Annotated in this window: 23 protein-coding genes; 11 read left to right on the top strand and 12 right to left on the bottom strand. The window is 64.2% G+C overall.

What is annotated here, in order from left to right:
- The first annotated feature begins 133 nt into the window (after positions 1–133).
- On the top strand, positions 134–1,198 hold the full coding sequence (locus LB529_RS12660; RefSeq protein WP_224711343.1) for a glycosyltransferase family 4 protein: 1,065 nt from the start codon (positions 134–136) through the stop codon (positions 1,196–1,198).
- Here LB529_RS12660 and LB529_RS12655 read toward each other — a convergent pair.
- The 3 genes from LB529_RS12655 to LB529_RS12645 all read right to left on the bottom strand — a co-directional run bounded on the left by LB529_RS12655 (position 1,190) and on the right by LB529_RS12645 (position 2,684).
- Positions 1,190–1,549 (bottom strand): tRNA-binding protein, encoded by a 360-nt coding sequence (locus LB529_RS12655; RefSeq protein ID WP_224630894.1) that lies wholly within the window; start codon positions 1,547–1,549, stop codon positions 1,190–1,192. The two genes, LB529_RS12660 and LB529_RS12655, sit on opposite strands and share 9 nt — an antisense overlap.
- A gap of 18 nt (positions 1,550–1,567) precedes the next feature.
- Positions 1,568–2,068, bottom strand: a complete 501-nt coding sequence (locus LB529_RS12650) for a YbjN domain-containing protein (RefSeq protein ID WP_040989643.1) — start codon at positions 2,066–2,068, stop codon at positions 1,568–1,570.
- A gap of 313 nt (positions 2,069–2,381) precedes the next feature.
- A complete protein-coding gene (locus tag LB529_RS12645) occupies positions 2,382–2,684 on the bottom strand; it encodes an accessory factor UbiK family protein (protein WP_040990372.1) in 303 nt (100 codons plus the stop codon).
- Positions 2,685–2,819: 135 nt separating this feature from the next.
- Here LB529_RS12645 and LB529_RS12640 point away from each other — a divergent pair, with 135 nt between their 5' ends.
- The 8 genes from LB529_RS12640 (at position 2,820) to LB529_RS12605 (ending at position 9,107) form a co-directional block, all read left to right on the top strand.
- On the top strand, positions 2,820–3,080 hold the full coding sequence (locus tag LB529_RS12640; RefSeq protein ID WP_224711261.1) for a type II toxin-antitoxin system ParD family antitoxin: 261 nt from the start codon (positions 2,820–2,822) through the stop codon (positions 3,078–3,080).
- A complete protein-coding gene (locus tag LB529_RS12635; protein WP_224711260.1) occupies positions 3,077–3,262 on the top strand; it encodes a type II toxin-antitoxin system RelE/ParE family toxin in 186 nt (61 codons plus the stop codon). Before LB529_RS12640 ends, LB529_RS12635 begins: the two co-directional genes overlap by 4 nt.
- A gap of 90 nt (positions 3,263–3,352) precedes the next feature.
- Positions 3,353–4,207, top strand: a complete 855-nt coding sequence (gene lgt / locus LB529_RS12630; RefSeq protein WP_224711259.1) for a prolipoprotein diacylglyceryl transferase — start codon at positions 3,353–3,355, stop codon at positions 4,205–4,207.
- Positions 4,204–5,271 carry a class I SAM-dependent methyltransferase gene (locus tag LB529_RS12625; RefSeq protein WP_224711258.1) on the top strand — a complete coding sequence of 356 codons (1,068 nt, stop codon included), beginning with the start codon at positions 4,204–4,206 and terminating at the stop codon, positions 5,269–5,271. The genes lgt and LB529_RS12625 overlap by 4 nt, the downstream gene beginning before the upstream one ends.
- A gap of 89 nt (positions 5,272–5,360) precedes the next feature.
- Positions 5,361–6,149 (top strand): peptidoglycan editing factor PgeF, encoded by a 789-nt coding sequence (gene pgeF / locus LB529_RS12620; RefSeq protein WP_224707120.1) that lies wholly within the window; start codon positions 5,361–5,363, stop codon positions 6,147–6,149.
- The gene (locus tag LB529_RS12615; RefSeq protein WP_224711257.1) at positions 6,149–7,300 is read left to right on the top strand and encodes a M24 family metallopeptidase; all 1,152 of its coding nucleotides are present in this window, start codon (positions 6,149–6,151) and stop codon (positions 7,298–7,300) included. The genes pgeF and LB529_RS12615 overlap by 1 nt, the downstream gene beginning before the upstream one ends.
- A gap of 55 nt (positions 7,301–7,355) precedes the next feature.
- Positions 7,356–7,982, top strand: coding sequence for a hypothetical protein (locus LB529_RS12610; protein ID WP_095766530.1), 627 nt, complete (start codon positions 7,356–7,358; stop codon positions 7,980–7,982).
- A gap of 189 nt (positions 7,983–8,171) precedes the next feature.
- On the top strand, positions 8,172–9,107 hold the full coding sequence (locus LB529_RS12605) for a ribose-phosphate pyrophosphokinase (RefSeq protein WP_095766529.1): 936 nt from the start codon (positions 8,172–8,174) through the stop codon (positions 9,105–9,107).
- Here the strand turns inward: LB529_RS12605 and LB529_RS12600 are convergent.
- Positions 9,104–9,667 carry a dihydrofolate reductase family protein gene (locus tag LB529_RS12600; RefSeq protein WP_224711256.1) on the bottom strand — a complete coding sequence of 188 codons (564 nt, stop codon included), beginning with the start codon at positions 9,665–9,667 and terminating at the stop codon, positions 9,104–9,106. The genes LB529_RS12605 and LB529_RS12600 overlap by 4 nt on opposite strands.
- 109 nt (positions 9,668–9,776) lie before the next feature.
- Complete coding sequence (locus tag LB529_RS12595) at positions 9,777–10,646, bottom strand: AraC family transcriptional regulator (RefSeq protein WP_224711255.1); 870 nt, start codon at positions 10,644–10,646, stop codon at positions 9,777–9,779.
- A gap of 167 nt (positions 10,647–10,813) precedes the next feature.
- Between LB529_RS12595 and LB529_RS12590 the strand changes: the two genes are divergently transcribed.
- Complete coding sequence (locus LB529_RS12590) at positions 10,814–12,043, top strand: MFS transporter (protein ID WP_181174692.1); 1,230 nt, start codon at positions 10,814–10,816, stop codon at positions 12,041–12,043.
- 152 nt (positions 12,044–12,195) lie between these two features.
- On the opposite strand, the gene LB529_RS12585 is transcribed toward LB529_RS12590, so the two are convergent.
- Positions 12,196–13,482: a glycosyltransferase gene (locus LB529_RS12585; protein ID WP_224711254.1), complete on the bottom strand. Its 1,287-nt coding sequence runs from the start codon at positions 13,480–13,482 to the stop codon at positions 12,196–12,198.
- Positions 13,483–13,749: 267 nt separating this feature from the next.
- Positions 13,750–14,607 (bottom strand): alpha/beta fold hydrolase, encoded by an 858-nt coding sequence (locus tag LB529_RS12580; protein ID WP_095766525.1) that lies wholly within the window; start codon positions 14,605–14,607, stop codon positions 13,750–13,752.
- A gap of 146 nt (positions 14,608–14,753) precedes the next feature.
- On the opposite strand from LB529_RS12580, the gene LB529_RS12575 reads away from it, so the two are divergent.
- Positions 14,754–15,203, top strand: a complete 450-nt coding sequence (locus tag LB529_RS12575; RefSeq protein WP_095766524.1) for a MarR family winged helix-turn-helix transcriptional regulator — start codon at positions 14,754–14,756, stop codon at positions 15,201–15,203.
- A 39-nt stretch (positions 15,204–15,242) separates the two neighbouring features.
- Here the strand turns inward: LB529_RS12575 and LB529_RS12570 are convergent, their stop codons facing one another.
- Genes LB529_RS12570 through msuE form a run of 5 tightly spaced genes read right to left on the bottom strand, consistent with a single transcriptional unit; the run spans position 15,243 to position 19,895 of the window.
- Complete coding sequence (locus tag LB529_RS12570; protein ID WP_095766523.1) at positions 15,243–16,004, bottom strand: ABC transporter ATP-binding protein; 762 nt, start codon at positions 16,002–16,004, stop codon at positions 15,243–15,245.
- A 17-nt stretch (positions 16,005–16,021) separates the two neighbouring features.
- Positions 16,022–17,017 (bottom strand): ABC transporter substrate-binding protein, encoded by a 996-nt coding sequence (locus LB529_RS12565; protein WP_224711253.1) that lies wholly within the window; start codon positions 17,015–17,017, stop codon positions 16,022–16,024.
- Positions 17,018–17,065: 48 nt separating this feature from the next.
- Positions 17,066–17,914: an ABC transporter permease gene (locus LB529_RS12560; RefSeq protein WP_224711252.1), complete on the bottom strand. Its 849-nt coding sequence runs from the start codon at positions 17,912–17,914 to the stop codon at positions 17,066–17,068.
- 22 nt (positions 17,915–17,936) lie between these two features.
- Positions 17,937–19,301, bottom strand: a complete 1,365-nt coding sequence (locus tag LB529_RS12555; RefSeq protein ID WP_224711251.1) for an LLM class flavin-dependent oxidoreductase — start codon at positions 19,299–19,301, stop codon at positions 17,937–17,939.
- A gap of 36 nt (positions 19,302–19,337) precedes the next feature.
- Positions 19,338–19,895 (bottom strand): FMN reductase, encoded by a 558-nt coding sequence (gene msuE, locus LB529_RS12550; RefSeq protein ID WP_224531135.1) that lies wholly within the window; start codon positions 19,893–19,895, stop codon positions 19,338–19,340.
- Between the last annotated feature and the right edge of the window lie 20 nt (positions 19,896–19,915).

Genomic DNA, 19,915 nt, shown 5'->3' with positions numbered 1-19,915 from the left:
ATCGCTTCGATCCGGCCCCTGCCCGGGTGCGCTGGAGCGAGGCGCGAGCGGCTGCCTGGTTGCCGTTCCGGCACCGCGCTGGCGCGCTCAGGAATTATTACGGCAAAGGATCGCCATGCGTATCGGGATCGCCATGCGTATCCTGATGATCACCGACGCGTGGCGGCCCCAGGTCAACGGCGTGGTGCACACGCTGGAACGCCTCACCGAGGCGCTGAAACCCTTCGACGTCGAGCTCGATTTCCTGACGCCGAACCTGTTTCGCACCTTGCCGATGCCGACCTATCCCGACATCCGCTTGGCGCTGACCACGCCTGGCCGCGTCGCGCGCGTGATCGAGGCCGCCAAGGCCGACCACATCCACATCGTCACCGAGGGTCCGCTCGGCATCATGGCGCGCCGCCATTGCCGAAAAGTGGGCCGCCCCTTCACCACCAGCTACCACACGCGCTTTCCCGAATATCTCAGCGCCCGCCTGCCGGTGCCGGAGAGCTGGGCTTACAATTGGCTGCGCGACTTCCACAATTCCGGACAGGGCACGCTTGTCGCCACGCAATCGCTGGCGGACGATCTCGCGGCACGCGGCTTCAACAAGCTGAGGCCCTGGACGCGCGGCGTCGACACCGACCATTTCCGGCCCAACAAGCGCAAGGAAACCGGATTCCCCCGTCCGGTTTTCCTATGCGTCGGCCGCGTCGCGATCGAAAAGAACCTGACCGCCTTCCTCGATCTCGACCTGCCCGGCAGCAAGGTTATCGTCGGCGAAGGACCGGAACTGGCAAAGCTCAAGGCGCGCCATCCCAGCGCGCATTTTCTCGGCCACCGCCCGAACGACGAGCTGGCCGAGATCTACGCGTCGGCCGATGTCTTCGTTTTTCCGAGCCGCACCGACACCTTCGGCAATGTCATCATCGAGGCGCTGGCCAGCGGAACGCCCGTCGCCGCCTATCCGGTGACCGGACCGATCGATATTGTCGGCGATGGCGTCGGCGGGGCCGTGTCGAACGATCTGGGCGAGGCGGCGATGAAGGCGCTTCACGTCGATCGCGCCGAAGCGCGCCAGCGCGCGATGCGCTATAGTTGGCAGGCCTGCGCCGAAATGTTCCTCGACGCCGTCGACGAAGCGCTGGGCATGCCAAGCAAGCGCGCCGATCAGGACAGAGCGGCTCCAGTTCGCCCCAGGCTCGCCCTAGAATAGGCGCCCGCCGTCCGGCACTTTGCGCTCGATGGCGCCGAGCACCACGGCGCCCTCTTCGTCGGGAAAGCCCAGCGTCAGCACTTCCGACATGAACGGGCCGATCTGGCGCGGCGGGAAATTGACCACAGCGAAGACCTGGCGGCCGATCAGCGTTTCCGGCGCGTAGTATTTGGTGATCTGCGCCGACGACTTCTTTACCCCGATCGCCGGGCCGAAATCGATCTTCAGCTTGATCGCCGGCTTGCGCGCCTCCGGAAACGGCTCGGCCTCGATGATCGTGCCGGCACGGATGTCGACACGGTCGAAATCGGCAAAGCTGATCTCGGGCTTGCGCTCGCTGCTGGAACTCATCGGCGATGTCGGCTTGGCTCAGGCGTTTCCATGGGTCTCAAAGAGCACGCTGGACAGCGCGTCCTTGGCCGATGTACCCGACCAGACGACGAACTGGAAGGCCTGGAAATAGCATTCGCAGGCCTCCAGCGCCGACGACAGCAGCACCTCGACCTGCTGGCTCGACGGCTCGACCCCGCCGGCAAGCAGCAGCGACTGCCGGAACATGATCGCGCCCTCCTGTTCCCACAGATCGAAATGCCCGAACAGCATCTGCTCGTTTATCAGCGAAAGCAGCCGCATCACTTCCAGCGCGCGTGTCTCCGGCACCTTGATGTCGAAGGCGCAGGCCAGATGCAGCGCCTCGAAGTCCTCCATCCAGGAAAAGGAGACGTGATAGTCTGTCCAGCTGCCGGCCACCGAAATCGAAATCTCGTCGTCGCCGGCGCGCTCGAAGGACCAGTCGTTGTTGTGGGCCACCTGCTCGATGACATCCACCGGGTGGATTTCGCGGGAGAATTCGAGTTCGAGGAGTTCCATGAATGCTTCCTGTGTTCAGGGGAGCGCCACACGCTCCGCGGGGCACACACGACGAACAATCTTGTCTAGAACTCGGACGGTCAGGACTTTCCAACACAAAGACCCAACCGGACCCCACCGCCCGGCGCATGACCCTGCTTCGAATCATGCAACAAATTCAGTCTATTGATCGGGAGTCGCGTGAACAGCCCAATTTTTCGCACTGCGCCATCCGCATGTGGAAAGGTGGCTGTCACGAAGATTCATGCAATGCCGGTAAACGATTCACGGCAAAGCGATTTTTCGGATCGCGCTATGTGGAAAAGTTTAACGATTATTTTTTTGCGCGGGGCTTTGCAGCACCCGCTGGTGCGGCTTGTCCGGTCAATTCGGCGAGCCTGGCCTCGAGCGCCTCGACACGCGTCGCCAGCTGAATGTTGTCTTCCCGCGCCTTGACCGCCATCTCGCGCACCGCCTCGAACTCTTCGCGCTGCACCACATCCATGGAATTCAGCATGCGCTCGGCCTGGGCCCGGAACGCCGTCTCCACTTCGCGCCGCACGCCCTGCGCGGCACCCGCGGCATCGGTCATGATCTTTGCGAATTCATCGAGAATGCGGTTCGGTCCAGTCGCCATGGCAGATCCTCGCTTTGTCGTTTTGACGTAGTGGGGTGCGGCGCGGAATGCAAGCGTGCCTGATGACGAGCGGTTCATGTTAGCGCAGCGCTCAATAACTATTATTACGTCGACAAGAGCCCCTAGGAGCATGTCATGGCAATCAGTGCAGATCTCGGTGACCGCCTGGAAGACGTCGTGAACCGGCTCGTCAAAACCGGTCGCTACAATTCGAAAAGCGAGGTGTTGCGCAAGGGAGTCCGCCTCGTTGAAGAAAGGGAGAAACGACTCGCCACGCTCGATGCAGCCCTCGCGCGAGGCGTCGCTGACGCAGACGCAGGACGTGTGAAACCTGGCGCGGACGTGTTCGATCGCCTGGAGAGCAAATATAAGGCGATGGCCGAGAAGCGTAGGTGAAACTGCTGGTATTTACCGACCAGGCCGAGGGTGACCTTGAGGCTATCGGCGATCACATCGCCAGCGACAATCCATTCCGGGCGATGACCTTCGTTCGCGAATTGCGCAATGCCTGCATTGAGCTATGCACAATGCAGGAACGTTGTCAGTTGGCCCACGCCATCAGTCCTCCGGTATCGTGACGGTCGGCTGCGACATTGACCTTGCCTTGACCGCGCCAAAACCCTGCCGCATGGTCCGCGCCCAATCGTGACCGTCACCGGGGACCCGTTTTGAGCGAATATTTCCTGCTGCCGCTGGCCTCCCTGCCCTTCCCCAATATCGATCCGGTCATTGTCCATATCGGGCCGCTGGCGGTGCATTGGTACGGCGTCGGCTATATCGTCGGCATCCTCTTTGCCTGGTGGTACGCCAAGCGCCTGGTCACCAACCCGCGCCTGTGGCCCGACGGCAATCTGCCGATGAAGCCCGAGGACCTCGACGACTTCATTGTCTGGGCGGCGATCGGCGTCGTGCTCGGCGGGCGCACCGGCTACGTGCTCTTCTACGACCTGCCGCGCTATATCGCGCATCCGCTCGACATCTTCGCGGTCTGGCAGGGCGGCATGTCGTTCCATGGCGGCCTGCTTGGCGTCATCCTCGCCATGATGCTGTTTTCGCTCAAGCGCCGCATTCCCACCTGGACATTGTTCGATGTGGTGTCGGCGGGCGTGCCGGTGGGGCTGGGCCTGGTCCGGGTCGCCAACTTCATCAATTCCGAGCTTTGGGGCCGGCCGTCGGACGTGCCCTGGGCGATCGAATTCCCCAATGGCGGCCCGTTCACCCGCCACCCCAGCCAGCTCTACGAGGCGCTGCTCGAAGGGCTCGTGCTTTTCCTGGTGCTGCGCTTCCTCACCCATTCGCGCCTGAAGCTGAAGACGCCGCGCTTCGTCGGCGGCGCCTTCATCTGCGGCTACGGCCTGTCGCGCATCTTCGTCGAGTTCTTCCGCGAGCCCGACCAGCAGCTTGGTTATCTGCTCGGCACCGGCTGGCTGACCATGGGCATGATCCTGTCCACGCCGATGGTGCTGGCCGGCATCTGGGCCATGGTCACCGCAAGGCCGGCGGCCGAGCCGCGGGCGGCATGACCCGGCTGAAGGAGCGCATCATAGGCCTGATCGGCGCGGCGGGGCCGATCCCGGTCAGCGAATATATGGCGCTCTGCCTGTTCGATCCCGACGCCGGTTACTACACGACGCGCGAGCCCTTCGGCGCCGCCGGCGACTTCATCACCGCGCCAGAGATCAGCCAGATGTTCGGCGAACTCGTCGCCGTCTGGCTCTACCAGGCTTGGCAAGGTGCCGGCCGGCCGTTGCCCGCGACCTTCGCCGAGATCGGCCCCGGCCGCGGCACCCTGATGAACGACATGCTGCGCACCTGGTCACGGCTCGACCCGGCGCTCGTGGCCGGCGCCTCCTTTGCCATGATCGAGACCAGCCCGCGCCTGGCTGAGATCCAGAAGCAGACGCTTGCCGGCGAGAGCGCGCCGCTTGCCTGGCACCAGACCATAGACACGCTGCCGCGGCAGCCGCTCTTCATCGTTGGCAACGAGCTGTTCGACGCGGTGCCGATCCGGCAGTTCGTCCATGTCGGCGAAAGCTGGCGAGAGCGCGTGGTCGGCCTCGATGGCGCCGATGAACTGCGTTTCTTCGCCGGCGCGGGGTCTGTCGATCCGGCACTGCTGCCGGCCGCCGCGGCCGATGCGCCGCAAGGCGCCGTCGCCGAAATCGCGCCCGCCCGTTCGGCGCTGATGGCGGTGATCGCCGAACGCATCGCCGGCCAGGGCGGCGCCGGCCTGTTCATCGACTACGGCCACCTCCGGCCGGGGATCGGCGACACCTTCCAGGCGCTGCGCCGGCATCGGCGCGAAGACGTGCTGGCCAACCCAGGTGAAGCCGATCTCACCGCCCATGTCGATTTCACGCCCCTTGCCGATATGGCGCGCGCTCACGGTCTCGATGTGCAATTGTCGACCCAGGGCGAATTCCTGCTCGGCATGGGCCTGCTCGAGCGCGCCGGCACGTTGGGTGCCGATGCCGATGCCAAGACACGTCAAGCCATTTCGGAAGCGGTCGAACGCCTGGCCGGCCGCGACGCCATGGGCGAGCTGTTCAAGGTGATGAAGATCCTGCCGGCCGCGAGAACAGCCTGAGATCGAGGAGCGGGTCATGCCGCATGGCCCGCCTCGTCATCCGAACTTCACCTTGACGAGACCGCCCCGCACGGACGACAAACCCAACCATGCTGAATCAGACCAGACCCGATCCAGTGCGCTCGCCGCTGCTTGAAAAGGCGCAAGGCATGCGCCACGGCTATTTCACGCGCATCGGCGGCGTCTCCGACGGCATCTATCGGGGGCTCAACATCGGCACGGGCTCCAGCGACGATCAGACACTGGTCGCCGAGAACCGGCGGCGCGTTGCCGCCTGGATGGGCGTGCCGGCCGATCATCTGTTGACCGCGCACCAAGTCCATTCGCCGGATGTCGTCGTCGCCAGGGAACCCTTCGCTGGTCCTCGCCCAAAGGCCGACGCCATCGTCACCGACCGTCCGGGCATCGCTATCGGCGCCTCGACCGCCGATTGCGGGCCGGTTCTCTTCGCCGATGCCGAGGCGCGCGTCATCGGTGCCGCCCATGCGGGCTGGAAGGGTGCCTTCACCGGCGTGCTCGAGAATACCGTCGCCGCGATGGAGAGCCTCGGCGCCAGCCGCGAGCGCATCGTCGCCGTGCTCGGTCCTTCCATTGGCCCCGACAATTACGAGGTCGGGCCGGAATTCGTCGCCCGCTTCGTCGAGGCCGACGCCGGCAATCATCGCTATTTCAGGCCATCGAGGACCGCCGGCCACTCGATGTTCGATCTCAACCGATATACGGTCGACCGGCTGCGCAAGGCCGGCGTGACCGCCGAGGGGCTTGGCCGCTGCACCTATGCGGAAGAAGACCTGTTCTATTCCTACCGGCGCACCACACACCGCAAGGAAGCGGATTACGGGCGCCAGGTTTCGGCAATCGTTCTGGAGAAAGAATAATGGCGCTGCATTTCGAACGTTCGGAATTCGACGCGCGGCGCGACCGGCTGCTGATCGAGATGGCCGAGAAGAAGCTCGACGCCGTGCTCCTGTTCGCGCAGGAGAGCATGTATTGGCTGACCGGCTACGACACGTTCGGCTTCTGCTTCTTCCAGTGCCTGGTGGTGAAGGCCGACGGCTCGATGGTGCTGCTCACCCGTTCGGCCGATCTGAGACAGGCGCGCCATACGTCGACCATCGAGAATATCGTGCTGTGGACCGATCGTCAGGGGGCCAATCCGGCGATCGACCTGCGCAACCTGCTCAACGACCTCGATCTGCTCGGCGCCCGCATCGGCGTCGAATACGACACCCATGGCTTGACCGCCTACAATGGCCGCCGCCTGGACGAGCAGTTGCAGACCTTCGGCCAGATCGCCGATGCTTCCGGCATCGTCGGCCGGCTGCGCCTGTTCAAGAGCCCGGCCGAGATCGCCAAGGCGGAAAAGGCCGCCAATCTTTCCGACGACGCGCTGGATGCCGCCCTGCCCCTGATCAAGCAAGGCGGCGACGAAGGGCTGATCCTTGCCGCCATGCAGGGCGCGGTCTTTGCCGGCGGCGGCGACTATCCCGCCAATGAGTATATCATTGGCTCCGGCGCCGATGCCTTGCTCTGCCGCTACAAGGCCGGCCGCCGCAAGCTCACCAAGAACGACCAGCTGACGCTCGAATGGGCCGGCGTCTTCCACCACTACCATGCCCCCATGATGCGTACCGTTTTGACCGGCAAGGTGTCGAAACGTCATCAGGAATTGTTCGACGCTTCCCGCGCCGCCCTGCTCGCGGTCGAAAAGGCGATGACGCCGGGCAATACTTTCGGCGATGTCTTCGACGCGCATGCCCGCACGCTCGAAGCGCACAATCTGACCAAGCACCGGCTGAACGCCTGCGGCTATTCGGTGGGCGCCCGCTTCACGCCGTCCTGGATGGACATGCCGATGTTCTACCAGGGCAACACGGAACCGATCGCGCCCAACATGACGCTGTTCGCACACATGATCATCATGGACTCCGAGACCGAGACCGCGATGACGCTTGGCCGCACCTACCTCACCACGGAATCGGCGCCGAAGCCGCTGTCGCGCCATGATCTCGACTTGATCGTGCAGTGAATCCATAATCGTTCGTTCACGCGGGGGCGTTCGCCAGCAGGGAGTTTTCAGGCAAATGAGACGATCGCAGGTGACGACCGTGTCATTGCTTGCGGCGCTGGCGCTTGGCGCCTGCACCAATGCCAAGGACGTGCTCGAACCTTCGGCGATCACCCCGCCGGCGGGCTCGGCCCAGTCCTCGGCCGCTTCGCAGGGCACATCGACGACAGCCACAACCCCGACCACGACCGCGCCCGCCCCTTCGCCCGCGCCTTCCACCACAGCGTCGCCCGCGACATCCAGGACACCGGCCCAGACTGCGGCTGTCGCCAAGACGCGGCTGCAGGTGGCGCCGATCGTCGGCGCGTCCGTGGAGGCCGCGGCGCCCTTGACGGCGGAACTGCAGGCCCGTGCCCGGCAGCGCGGCCTGACGCTTGTCGGCAGCACCGACCAAACGGCCACGCATGTGCTGAAGGGCTATTTTTCGACGATGTCCGAGGGCAAGGACACGACCGTCATCTATGTCTGGGACATCTACGACCCCTCCGGCAATCGCCTGCACCGCATCAATGGCCAGCAGAAGGCGCCCGCGGCCGGCAGCGGCGAGGGCTGGCCCACGGTGGCGCCCGCGACCATGCAGGCCATTGCCGACCAGACGATCGACCAGTTCGCCGCCTGGCTCGGCAGCGGCGGCGCCGGTTGACCGGACCGGCGCGGGCCAAACTGTTGCCGGCCAAACTGTTGCCGGCTTGCGATGTTTTCCCTGTTTGTTGCGGCCGCCGGAAGGATTCCCCACGACGAGGCTTGCAATACCGGCCCGGCCCGCTAAAAGCCCGCTTAAAAGGCGCATGAGAGTCTCTCCGGCCTCTCCATCCTTCACCAGGAACGGTGCATGAAGCTTTTCGCGGGCAATTCCAATCGGGTGCTGGCCGAGGCGGTCGCTCGCTATCTCAACGTCCCGCTGGGCAAGGCCAGCGTCAGGCGCTTCGCCGACCAGGAGATCTTCGTCGAGATCCAGGAAAACGTGCGCGGCGAGGATGTCTTCATCCTGCAATCGACCTCGTATCCGACCAACGACCATCTGATGGAACTGCTCATCATGATGGACGCCTTCATGCGCTCCTCGGCGCGGCGCATCACGGCGGTCATCCCCTATTTCGGCTATGCAAGGCAGGACCGCCGCGCCTCGGGCCGCACGCCGATCTCGGCCAAGCTGGTCGCCAATATGATCACCCGCGCCGGCGCCGACCGCGTGCTGACGCTTGATCTCCATGCCGGCCAGATCCAGGGTTTCTTCGACATCCCGACCGACAATCTGTTCTCGGTGCCGGTGATGGCCCGCGACGTGAAGGCCAAGTACAAGCAGCTCGGCAATGTCGTCGTCGTGTCGCCCGACATTGGCGGCGTGGTGCGGGCGCGCGCGCTGGCCAAGCGCTTCGACGCGCAGTTGGCCATTGTCGACAAGCGCCGCGAGCGTCCGGGCGAATCGGAAGTCATGAACATCATCGGCGCCGTCGCCGGCAAGGACTGCCTCCTGATCGACGACATCGTCGATTCCGGCGGCACGCTTTGCAACGCGGCCGACGCGCTGCTGGCCAATGGCGCGACCTCGGTCACCGCCTACATCACCCATGGCGTGCTCTCCGGCGGCGCCGTTGCCCGTATCGCCGGCTCGAAGCTGCAGGAATTGGTGATCACCGATTCCATTCAGCCGACGCAGGGCGTGCTCGACGCCCCGAACATCCGGGTCATTTCGATCGCCGACCTGCTGGGCGAAGCGATCTCGCGCACCGCGACGGAAGAATCGGTCTCGAGCCTGTTCGATTAATTGGTCGCCGCGGGCGCATAGCGCAGTAGCGTGACCCCTTGCGCGAGGCGCTCCGTGCCGAGCGGCTTCAACGCCAGCGACAGGCCGGACTGGAAATAAGGCTTGCCGCCGCCCAGCACGACCGGATGCATGTAAAGCCGGTATTCATCGATCAGGCCGGCACGCGCAAGGTGCCCGGCAAGGTCGGCGCCGGAGACCGAAATCTCGCCATCTGTATCCGCCTTGAGGGTCCTCGCCACCGCCTCCGCGTCAGCCTTCACCAGGCGGGCATTCGGCCCGACCTCCTGAAGCGTGGTCGAAAACACGACCTTCGGCGTCTCCCGCCACGCGCGGGCAAAATCCCGCTCGACCTCCTCAGCCGCGATATCGCGTTCCGGGCTGTCCCAGAAGCGCATGGTTTCATACATTCGGCGCCCGCACAGCGCGATCGACGTCCGCCTCATCTCGTCGTTGAAATACCGATGCAATTCTTCCTCGGGAACCGGCAGGTCGATGTCTCCGCTCGGCCCGGCGATGTAGCCGTCCAGCGATGTCAGCATGGCATAGACGAGCGTTGCCATGGGGCCTCCGATTTTGCGTTTCTCGGAAAAGAAACATGACTGATTGCAATTTGCAATTAGAATTGGCGCCTAGGCCGAGCACACCGGCTCAATGCCGCCGGGCGCTGTTTCACGCGGCGATCGGACCGCCTGTGCGGCGCTGGTTCTCACCGGCATCGCGCGCCCCCCGCATATAGCCGCGCGGCGCAGCGCCGAGCATGCGCTTGAACATGGTGATGAAGGCCGGCACGCTGTCATAGCCGAGATCGAGCGCCACCCTGGTGATCGGCTCGCCGTCGGCGAGCCTTGGCAACGCCGCGAAAAGGCAGGCCTGCTGGCGCCAGGTCGACAGCGACAGCCCGGTCTGGCGATGGAAGGCGCGGGTGAAAGAGCGCCGGCTCATGCCCGCGGCATCCGCCCACTCGTCGATCGTCGCATGCGGCGAAGGGGCCGCCACGAAACGCCGGCAAAGCGCCGCGAGCTTCGGATCGGACGGGAAAGGCAAGCCGAGCGGCCGTTCCGGCAGGTTCGGGATCTCGTGCAGCAGCAGTCCCATGACGAGCGCCGCCCGCCCTTCGAGCTCGCCGCCCTGCGGCAGCTTCTCCGATTCGACGATCAGGCTGTGCATCAGCTCGGTAATGCCGACGACGCGCAAGCTGTCCGGCAGGCCGGCAATGGCGCCCGGCATCACATAGACCGAGCGCATCGAGACGTCGCCCAGCATCTCGACGGAATGCTCGATGCCGGCTGGTATCCACATCGCATGGTCGGGCGGCACCATCCAGCGCCCATGCCTGGTCGTCACCAGGACCACGCCGACCAGCGCGTGCAGCAGCTGGCTGCGGCTGTGGCGGTGCTGCGGCACGTGATAGCCGTCCGGATATTCGGTCGGCAGCGCGACCGCCGGCCCGACAGCCTGTTCCAGCCATTGCCAGCGGCTTTCATGCAGCCGGCCGAGCTCGGCGGCGTCGCCCTTGAATATCTCCTTGCCATGCGGCATCGATGTGGCCCACTTGCGAAACTATTGGACCAAACCACGAAAGAAGTCGCTTGGCAACGGGCCTATAAGGCCGGCTGCGGTTCGGCCCGCCCAGAGCATGATCCCGAAAAGTGGGAACCGGTTTTCGGAAAAGACCATGCTCCAACAAGAGACTACGGAGCATTGCCTTGACTGATACGACCGCCACCTCCGTCGCCGCACCGGCGCCGGCAAGCAACATCTCGGCGCAGGCGACGGCCTTCACCGTCATTCTTGCGGTGAGCTTCTGCCACTGCGTCAACGACATCATGCAGTCGCTGCTTTCGGCGATCTATCCGCTGCTCAAGGACAATTACGGTCTCGATTTCTGGCAGATCGGCCTTTTGACCTTCACCTTCCAGGTGACGGCCTCGCTGCTGCAGCCGGTGATCGGCATGATCACCGACAAGAAGCCGATGCCCTACTCCTTGCCTTGGGGCATGGCCTCGTCGCTGGTCGGCCTGGTGGTGCTCGCCCATGCCGGTCATTACTGGCTGCTCCTGATCGGCGCCTCGCTGATCGGCATCGGCTCGGCGATCTTCCATCCGGAATCCTCGCGTATCGCCCGCTTCGCCTCGGGCGGCCGGTTCGGCCTGGCGCAATCGCTGTTCCAGGTGGGCGGCAATTTCGGCCAGGCCATGGGCCCGCTGCTCGCCGCCTTCATCGTCGTGCCGTTCGGCCAGACCAGCATTTCCTGGTTCGCCGTCGGCTCGCTGATCGGCATCGTCGTTCTGTGGCGGGTCGGCGGCTGGTACAGCCGGCTGCGCGCCTCGCTGGCCACCCGCAAGCAGGCTGCCCATGTCTCGCCCTTCGCGCGCAAGAAGGTCATGTGGGCGTTGGCCGTGCTGACGCTGCTGGTGCTGACCAAGAACGCATATATCGCCTCGCTCTCCAGCTACTACACCTTCTACGCCATGCATAAATTCGGCGTTTCGGTGCAGATGAGCCAGGTGATGCTGTTCCTCTTCCTCGGCGCCTCGGCGCTGGGCATCCTGCTCGGCGGCCCCTTCGGCGACCGCTACGGCCAGAAGGCGATGATCTGGTTCTCGATCGTCGGTGTGCTACCCTTCACCCTGGCGCTGCCCTACGCCAATCTGGAATGGACGATGGTGCTTACCGTGCTGATCGGCCTGATCCTGTCGTCGGCCTTCTCCAACATCGTCGTCTTCGCGCAGGAGCTGGTTCCCGGCCGCGTCGGCATGATCGCCGGTATCTTCTTCGGCTTCGCCTTCGGCATGGGCGGCATCGCCGCCGCGGTGCTCGGCGTCGTCGCCGACATGAAGGGCATCGACTTCGTCTACCAGATCTGCTCGTACCTGCCCTTCCTCGGCCTGCTGACTGTTTTCCTGCCCAACATGAAGGAAGCGCGGAAAGCCTGAGCCGATCGGATCAGCGGCCAAGCTGCCGTTCAACAAAAGATCGCCGCCGGGTTCGGAGCCTTGAAGGTTTCGGAGCCGGCGGCGGCGTCCCATGGCGCGACGCTTGCTTTATCCAACAAGCAGCTTCTTCCCTCGCCGCCCTCGCGACGAGATCAGCTCCTTCCCCTCAAACCCAGGCGTTGCAAAAGGCCGTGAAGAAAGAGGCCCCGGCCATCGGCTGGCTTCGCCGCCGGCTGGCGTTGCCGCCTCGGCAGCGCTGCAAACAGCTCGGGAAGCTTTCGGAGCGTCGAACTCCAAAGCAGCGTGTCGAGCTGCGCGATGTCCGCCGAATTCAGCTCTTCAGGCTCGCTTCTGAGCGCCTGGGCAAGCACATCCCGGAAGTCTTCCGGCCTGTCCGCCAGTCGGACATTCGGCCAATGCTGGAATTGCTCGTAGCCGCGCAACGCGAAGGATGTCGCCACGACCGGCTTGCGGTTGTACAGCGCTTCCGCGGTCTTGATATTCGTGCCGCCGCCCTCGACGATCGGAAGCATCACGACGTCCGCAAGCTCGATCAGCGCGCTGAGGTTCGCGCCGTCCTGCATGCCGAGCAGCTCGATCCGGGCATTGTCGGCGCCACGGTGCCGCAGGAATCCGGGATCATTGCGGATCTGGTCGGCAACGCCGCCAACCACCACAATCCGTTCCGAGGCTGAGAGAAAACCAAGGTCCGGATCCGTCATCTGGAGAAAACCGTGGGCGTTGGGCGGATGGCCCGACCCGACGAACAGCGCCGTGCGCAGGCCGGCGAACCGCGATGCCCAACGATCGAGGCCGACGGGCGTTTCCCGCGGCCATACGCCGTTGGCGGCGACCACCACGCTTGGATTGAGCTTGCGAAAATGGGCTGCATCCTGCTCGCTGACCGCGACCACCAGGTCCGCCTTTGCGGCAAGATCGGACTCGATGTCCGCCGCACGTCGAGCGCTCCAGAGGTCCGTTCCCGCGCCGGCAATCGCGGCCTCTTGCGCCAGCAAGTGCTGTTCGACATTGTGCGAGCTGTAGACGATTGAAAAATTCGCCTCGGGCGAGCACGTTTCAACATACTCACGCAAAGCCGGCCAAAGCCAGCCCTGCTCCACGGCAATGACATCCGGCCTGAAGTCGTCGAGAAATCTTGCGATTTCAAGGCGATGGGAGCTGCTGCGCGCGATGAATTCGGCGGTGGCAACATCGGAGCGCCATTTGCGCCTGGCCATCTGCTTGCGAAACCGGCGCGGCATCTCGATGAAAAGATCGCCGGCCTCCATTTCCCGCCTGGCGCCTCGGTTGGGAGTAACGAGGACATGGCGTGTTTCCCATCCACAATCCCGCAGGACCTTGTGGATGGCGTTCGCCCGCAGCTGGCCGCCCTGGACCGGCTGCCGGATCGGATACGTTCCCAGCGAAACATATCTCATCGGATCAGCGTGATGCTGCAATCGCCGGCATCAAGCAGCGATCCTACGACGGCACTCATTTTTTTGCCCCCTTCTTCAGAGGCGACAGTACCATTTTTCGGTGCCGAGTCTGGAGATGATATCGGCGGCCGGGCGCTGACTTCTCGCCGATATCGAAAGGACGGCATAGGGACAATATCGAGCGTCCCCGCCCAACCGCGAAACGATGATCCGTCGTCTTACAGCACCCGCCCGAGGGCGGGTGCTTTCGCGTTTTGGCGGCCAGCCTCAGGCCTTGAAGAAGGCCAGCAGGTCGGCGTTGATGACATCCGCATGGGTCGTTGCCATGCCGTGCGGAAAGCCCTTGTAAACCTTGAGCTCGCCCTTCTTGAGCAGCTTGATCGAGAGGAGCGCGGAGTCGGCGATCGGGACGATCTGGTCATCGTCGCCATGCATGACCAGCACCGGCACGTCGATTTTCTTCAGGTCCTCGGTGAAGTCTGTTTCTGAGAAGGCCTTGATGCAGTCGTAATGCGCCTTGGCGCCGCCCATCATGCCCTGGCGCCACCAATTGTCGATGACACCTTCGGAAGCCTGGGCGCCGGGACGGTTGAAGCCGTAGAACGGGCCGGCCGGCACGTCGTGGAAGAACTGTGCCCGGTTGGCCGCCAGCGCCGCGCGGAAACCGTCGAACACCTCGATCGGCAGGCCGCCGGGATTGGCCGGCGTCTTCAACATGATCGGCGGCACCGCGCCGATCAGCACGGCCTTGGCGACGCGGCCTCCGCCGCCATGTTGCGCGACATAGCGCGCGACCTCGCCGCCGCCTGTCGAATGACCGACGTGGATGGCATCCTTGAGGTCGAGATGTTCCGCGAGCGCCGCCACATCCGCGGCATAGGTGTCCATCTCGTTGCCGGTATCGGTCTGGCTGGACCTGCCATGGCCGCGCCGGTCATGGGCGATGACGCGGTAGCCCTGTGCCAGGAAGAACAGCATCTGGGCGTCCCAGTCGTCGCTGCTCAGCGGCCAGCCATGGTGGAAGACGACCGGCTGGCCAGTCCCCCAGTCCTTGTAGAAGATCTGTGTTCCGTCCTTCGTGGTGATCGTGCCGCTGCCCGAACCCGACTTGGTCTGCGAGGTCATCTCAATCTCCTTATATTAGCGCGATAAACAATATTCGCGATAACCATCCCGTAAATGAAGATCGAGAGCCTTGTCCACGAAAAAATGTATCGCGATACCATTTCCCGTGGTACATAAATGATGCTCAGTCGGCAAAGGAATGCGCCGTGCCTCTCCCGTTGGACAATCAGCTCTGCTTCACCCTCTACGCCACCAGCATGGCGATCAACCGCACCTACAAGCCGATGCTGGACGAGATGGGGATCACCTATCCGCAATATCTCGTGCTCAATGCGCTGGGAGAGACGGACGGCATGTCGGTGGGCAGCATCGCGCATCGGCTGGCCCTCGAATCGAGCACCATCACGCCGCTGGTGAAACGCATGGAACAGGCTGGCCTTGTCACCCGCCAGCGCAGCCAGACGGACGAGCGCCAGGTGCAGGTCGACCTGACCGCCGCCGGACGTGCGCTGTTGGTCCGGTGCAATTGTCTGAACGAGACCCTGATCGAGCGCTCAGGCATGAAGCTGGCTGAACTCGATGCTCTGAACCGGCAAATCCAGGCGCTGCGCAATGCTTTAAGCGGCGGCCAGGTGGTGGACACCGCCGAAGGCTAATTGAGATCAAGATCGAGCCGGCATCACCTGAATATCAACCTAGTGCAGGCCGAACTCGCGTAGCAACTCCTCGCGATAGCGCACGAAGCGGCTTTCGCTGCGCTCGCGCGGCCGCGGTAGGTCGACATCGATCAGTCGCGCCGCGCCGCCTTTCTCCCTGGGCAGGATCAGCACCCTGTCGGCAAGATAGATCGCCTCTTCAAGGTCATGGGTCACCATGACCATGGTGACATTCTCCTCGCTCCAGATGCGCGCCAGCTCCTCCTGCATGGAGATCTTGGTCATGGCGTCGAGCGCCCCGAGCGGCTCGTCGAGCAGCAGGATTTCCGGCTGCACCGTCAGTGCCCTGGCGATGCCGACGCGCTGCGCCATGCCGCCGGAGAGCTGCCTGGGATATGCATCGCTGAATTCGGCAAGGCCGACCAGGGCGATATAGAAACGCGCCCGCTTCTCGGCCTCCGCCTTGGCAATGCCGCGCACTTCGAGACCGAAGGCGACATTGCCGAGCACCGTCAGCCAGGGCAGCAGCCGCGGCTCCTGGAAAATTACCGCCCGCTCTTCGCCGACGCCCTCAATCCGCTTGCCGTCGATCGCGACGGCGCCGCCGTCGGCCCGCTCCAGCCCGGCAAGGATGCGCAGCAGCGTCGTCTTGCCGGAACCGCTTGCCCCGACAATGACCAGGCATTCGCCGGAGCGGATATCGAGATTGAGCGAGCGCAGCACGGCAAGCTGCCGCCCGCCGAGTGCGAAGGATTTCGACAGGTCGCGGATCGTGACATCGCCGCCGCGTGCCGTAGGCATGGTTTGCGTCTCCGTGCTCAATTGGTCTTGGTTTCGCCGAGACGGTAGAGAATGTCGGAAGCCTTGAGCTTGCCTTTCGGCAGCCGGCCGTCGCGCTCGAGGATATTCACCCAGAACTCGACGTCGCGGTCGGTCACCGCCGCCTTCTCGCGCAGGCCGAAGCCGGTCCAGTAGCGCGCCAGCTCGCCATTCTCGCCACGCCTGTTGAGAATGTCGGCTAGCAGCTTGCGCGTCTCGTCCGGATTTTGCCGCGACCAGTCCGACGCGCGCGCCGACTGTTCGACGAAGTTGCGGGCCGCATCCGGATTCGCCGTGATGAAATCACGACGCAGCACGACGAAGCCACCGGCGATTTCGCCGAGCACGTCGGTATCGTTGAAGACGCCGCGCACACCGCCATTGCTGACCAGTTGGCCCGCAAACGTCGCTTGCCAATAACCCAGCCCGGCAATATCGACCTGACGCGAGCGCAAGGTCTGTTCGAGCTGCGGCCCGGGCACCACCACCAGCTTGGCCGCGTCCGGCGGCAGGCCAACGCTGTGCAGCGCCTCGCGCACCGTATAATCGAGATGAGCGCCGAGCGTGTTGACCGAGATCGTCTTGCCGGCAATGTCGGCGATCGATTTGATCGGACTGTCTTCCAGCACGTAGAAGACACTCTTCACATCCTTGTTGATGCCGTTGCTGGGATAAGCCGCGACGAAGTCGTTGCCGCCGGCAATCGAGTTGATCACCGCCGGCGTGGCTGCCGAGCCCAGGTCGACGCTGCCGGACGCGAGCGCGAACAGCGATTCCGGGCCGCCCGCGGCATAGCCGACATTTTCGAGCTCGATGCCGAGGCCCTTGAAATAGCCGAGCGCGTCGGCCAGCTCGTGCGGGGAGATGCTGCCGCGGCTGGCGAGATAGCGGATCTTGACGGATGCGGCTTGCGTCATGGCGATCGACGGCAGGCCGGCGAGAATGCCGGCAGCAAGCGGAGCGCGCAGGAGAAGCGAACGGCGGGTGATGCTCATGATCAAGCCCTTTCCTTGTTTTAGGAATGACGGTGAGGGTTTGGCTGCTTAGCTGGCTGAAACATTCCAACGACACAGCCGCCGCTGCAGGACGACCAGCACCTGGTTGGCGATCAGGCCGAGTGCCGCCAGGATGACGATCGCCGCGAACATCAGCGGAATCTGGAAATTGTACTGGGCATTCATCACCTGGAAGCCGATGCCCTTGTTGGCACCGATCATCTCCGAAGCGATCAAGAGCAGCAGCGCGGTCGTGGCGCCGAGCCGCAACCCAACGAAGATCGACGGCACAGCGCCCGGCAGCACGACGCGGCGGAAATTCGTCAGCCGCCGGGCGCCATAGGCGCGCGCCATTTCGAGCAGCTTCGGGTCGACCTCCTTGACGCCGCTGATGGTGTTGAGCAGCAGCGGAAACAGCGTCGCCCAGAAGATGACGAACACTTTCGAAGCTTCACCCAGTCCCAGAAGCAGGATGAACACCGGGTAGAGCGCCAGCGCCGAGGTCTGACGGAACAGCTGCAGGATCGGGTCGAGCGCGGTCTCCACGGCACGCGCCTGGCCCATGACCAGGCCAAGCGGAATGGCGACGACGACGGCCGCCGCGAATGCAAGGCCGGCACGCTGCAGGCTGATGGCTATGTCGCCGAGCAGGCTGCCGCCAATGAGGCCCTTCCAGAGCGCCGCGACGATCGTGTCGACCGGCGGCAGCACGGCCGAATTGACCCAGCCGCTGCTCGCCGCCACCTGCCAGAACACCAGGAAGCCGAGCAGCACGCCATAACGCGACAGGATTCGCGCCGAAGTCCGCGTCAGGAGGCGCAGCGGCTCCATGCCGGTGCCGCTGCCACCCTCATGCCGGCCGATACCGACCGTCTTTTCGATATGCTGCAAAGTCATCGTCTTGCTCTCGCGTCGGGAATCATTCGGCGGCGAGCACGGTCGAGCGCGCGGCCGTCCACGGATTCTGCGGTCGCCTCAGGCCAAGATTTTCGCGCAGCGTCCTGCCCTCATAAGCGGTGCGGAACAGGCCGCGACGCTGCAGCTCCGGGATTACCAGGTCTACGAAGTCGTCGAGCGCGCCGGGCAGCCATGGCGGCAGGATGTTGAAGCCGTCGGCGGCCTCGCTCGTGAACCATTCCTCCAGTTGATCGGCGACCTGGGCGGCACTGCCGATCACCGTGTAATGGCCGCGCGCGGTCGCAACCCACTGATAGAGCTGGCGGATCGTGAAATTATGCTCGTCCGCGATCTGGCGGATCAGCGCCTGGCGGCCCTTCATGCCTTCGGTCTCCCTGCTCGGCGGCAGCGGGCCGTCGAGCGGATAGTCCCTGAGGTCGAGCGTCTGGCCGGCAAGCCCGTTGAGCAGCGCCACGCCGTCCTCCGGCAGGATCAGGTCGTTCAGCTGCTGGTATTTGGCACGGGCCTCTTCCTCGGTGCGGCCGACGAAGGGCGCCACGCCCGGCATGATAAGCACCTGCGCCGGATCGCGCCCGGCCTCTGCGACGCGCGCCTTGATGTCGCGATAGAACTCCTGCGCCGAGGCAAGGTTCTGATGCGCGGTGAATATCACCTCGGCCGATGCCGCCGCGAGTCCGCGACCGTCCTCCGACTGTCCCGCCTGCACGACCACCGGATGACCCTGCACCGGACGCGGCACGTTGAGCGGCCCCTTGACGCTGAAATGCGCGCCCTTGTGGTTCACGTCATGCAGCTTGTCCTTGTCGTAGAAACGGCCCGTCTTCTTGTCGCGGATGAAGGCGTCGTCTTCCCAGCTGTCCCACAGCGCCTTGACCGTTTCGACATGCTCATGCGCCCGCGCATAGCGCTCGGCATGATTGGGCTGGACGTCACGATTGAAGTTGCGCGCCGTGTCGTCGCCGGCCGACGTCACCACGTTCCAGCCGGCGCGCCCGTTCGACAAAAGATCGAGCGAGGCGAATTTGCGCGCGAGCGTGTAGGGTTCTTCATAGGTGGTCGAGGCGGTGGCGATGAAGCCGATATGCGTGGTCAACGGCGCCAGCGCGGCAAACAATGTCACCGGCTCGAAACCGGCGATCTTGGCGTTGCCGCCTTCACGGGCGCCGAGGCCGATGGTGAGATTGTCAGCCAGGAAATAGGCGTCGAACAGACCCCGCTCGGCGGTCAGTGCGAGTTGCTTGTGGAACTGGAAATTGGTCGCGCCATCGGCCGGCGCGTCCGGATGGCGCCAAGCCGCGACGTGCTGGCCGCCGCCGGGCAGAAAGGCGCCGAGCTTGATCTGTCTGGATGTGCTGGAGCTGGTCATGGGCTGATCCTTCGGGTCCAAAACGACTGCCTGAATTCAGGCGGCGAGGCCGACGCTGCGAGTTTCGCCAACGATGCGCAAAACCTCGGCAACGGCCTGGCGGGCGCGGGCTTGGGTGGCTTCCGACACCAGCACGCCGTCGGTGAAATCCTTATCGGAAGCGTAGATCGCGGTCGGGATGGTGAGCGCTTCGAAGAATCCGAACAGCGGCCGCAGCTGATGCTCGACGATCAGCGAATGGCGCTCGCCGCCGCCCGTGGCAACGAGAATGATCGGCTTGCCGCGCAGCGACGACGGATCGAGCAGATCGAACAAGTGCTTGAAAAGTCCGGTATAGCTGCCTTTGAAGGTCGGCGACCCCACCACCAGAACGTCGGCGCCGAGCAACTGCTCGACGATATTGCGCGCCGTTTGATCGAGATCGGAAATGCGCCGTGCCGACGGGAACGATAGACCGAGATCTTCAATGTCATGGACCGCCGAGGCCGCCCCAATGCGGCCAGCCGCTTCGTCCGCGATCTGCGTGACAAATGCCTTGGTCTTTGACGGACGGGTCAGATTGCCGGAAAATCCAACCACCAGCTTCTTTGTCATGTTCGGGCTCTCCTCGCAGG

Origin of the sequence: Mesorhizobium sp. CA5, assembly GCF_020165105.1 — a bacterium.
GTDB lineage: Bacteria > Pseudomonadota > Alphaproteobacteria > Rhizobiales > Rhizobiaceae > Mesorhizobium.
Note: the sequence above shows the minus strand (reverse complement) of the source record. Positions and strands in the feature narration are given on the sequence as shown.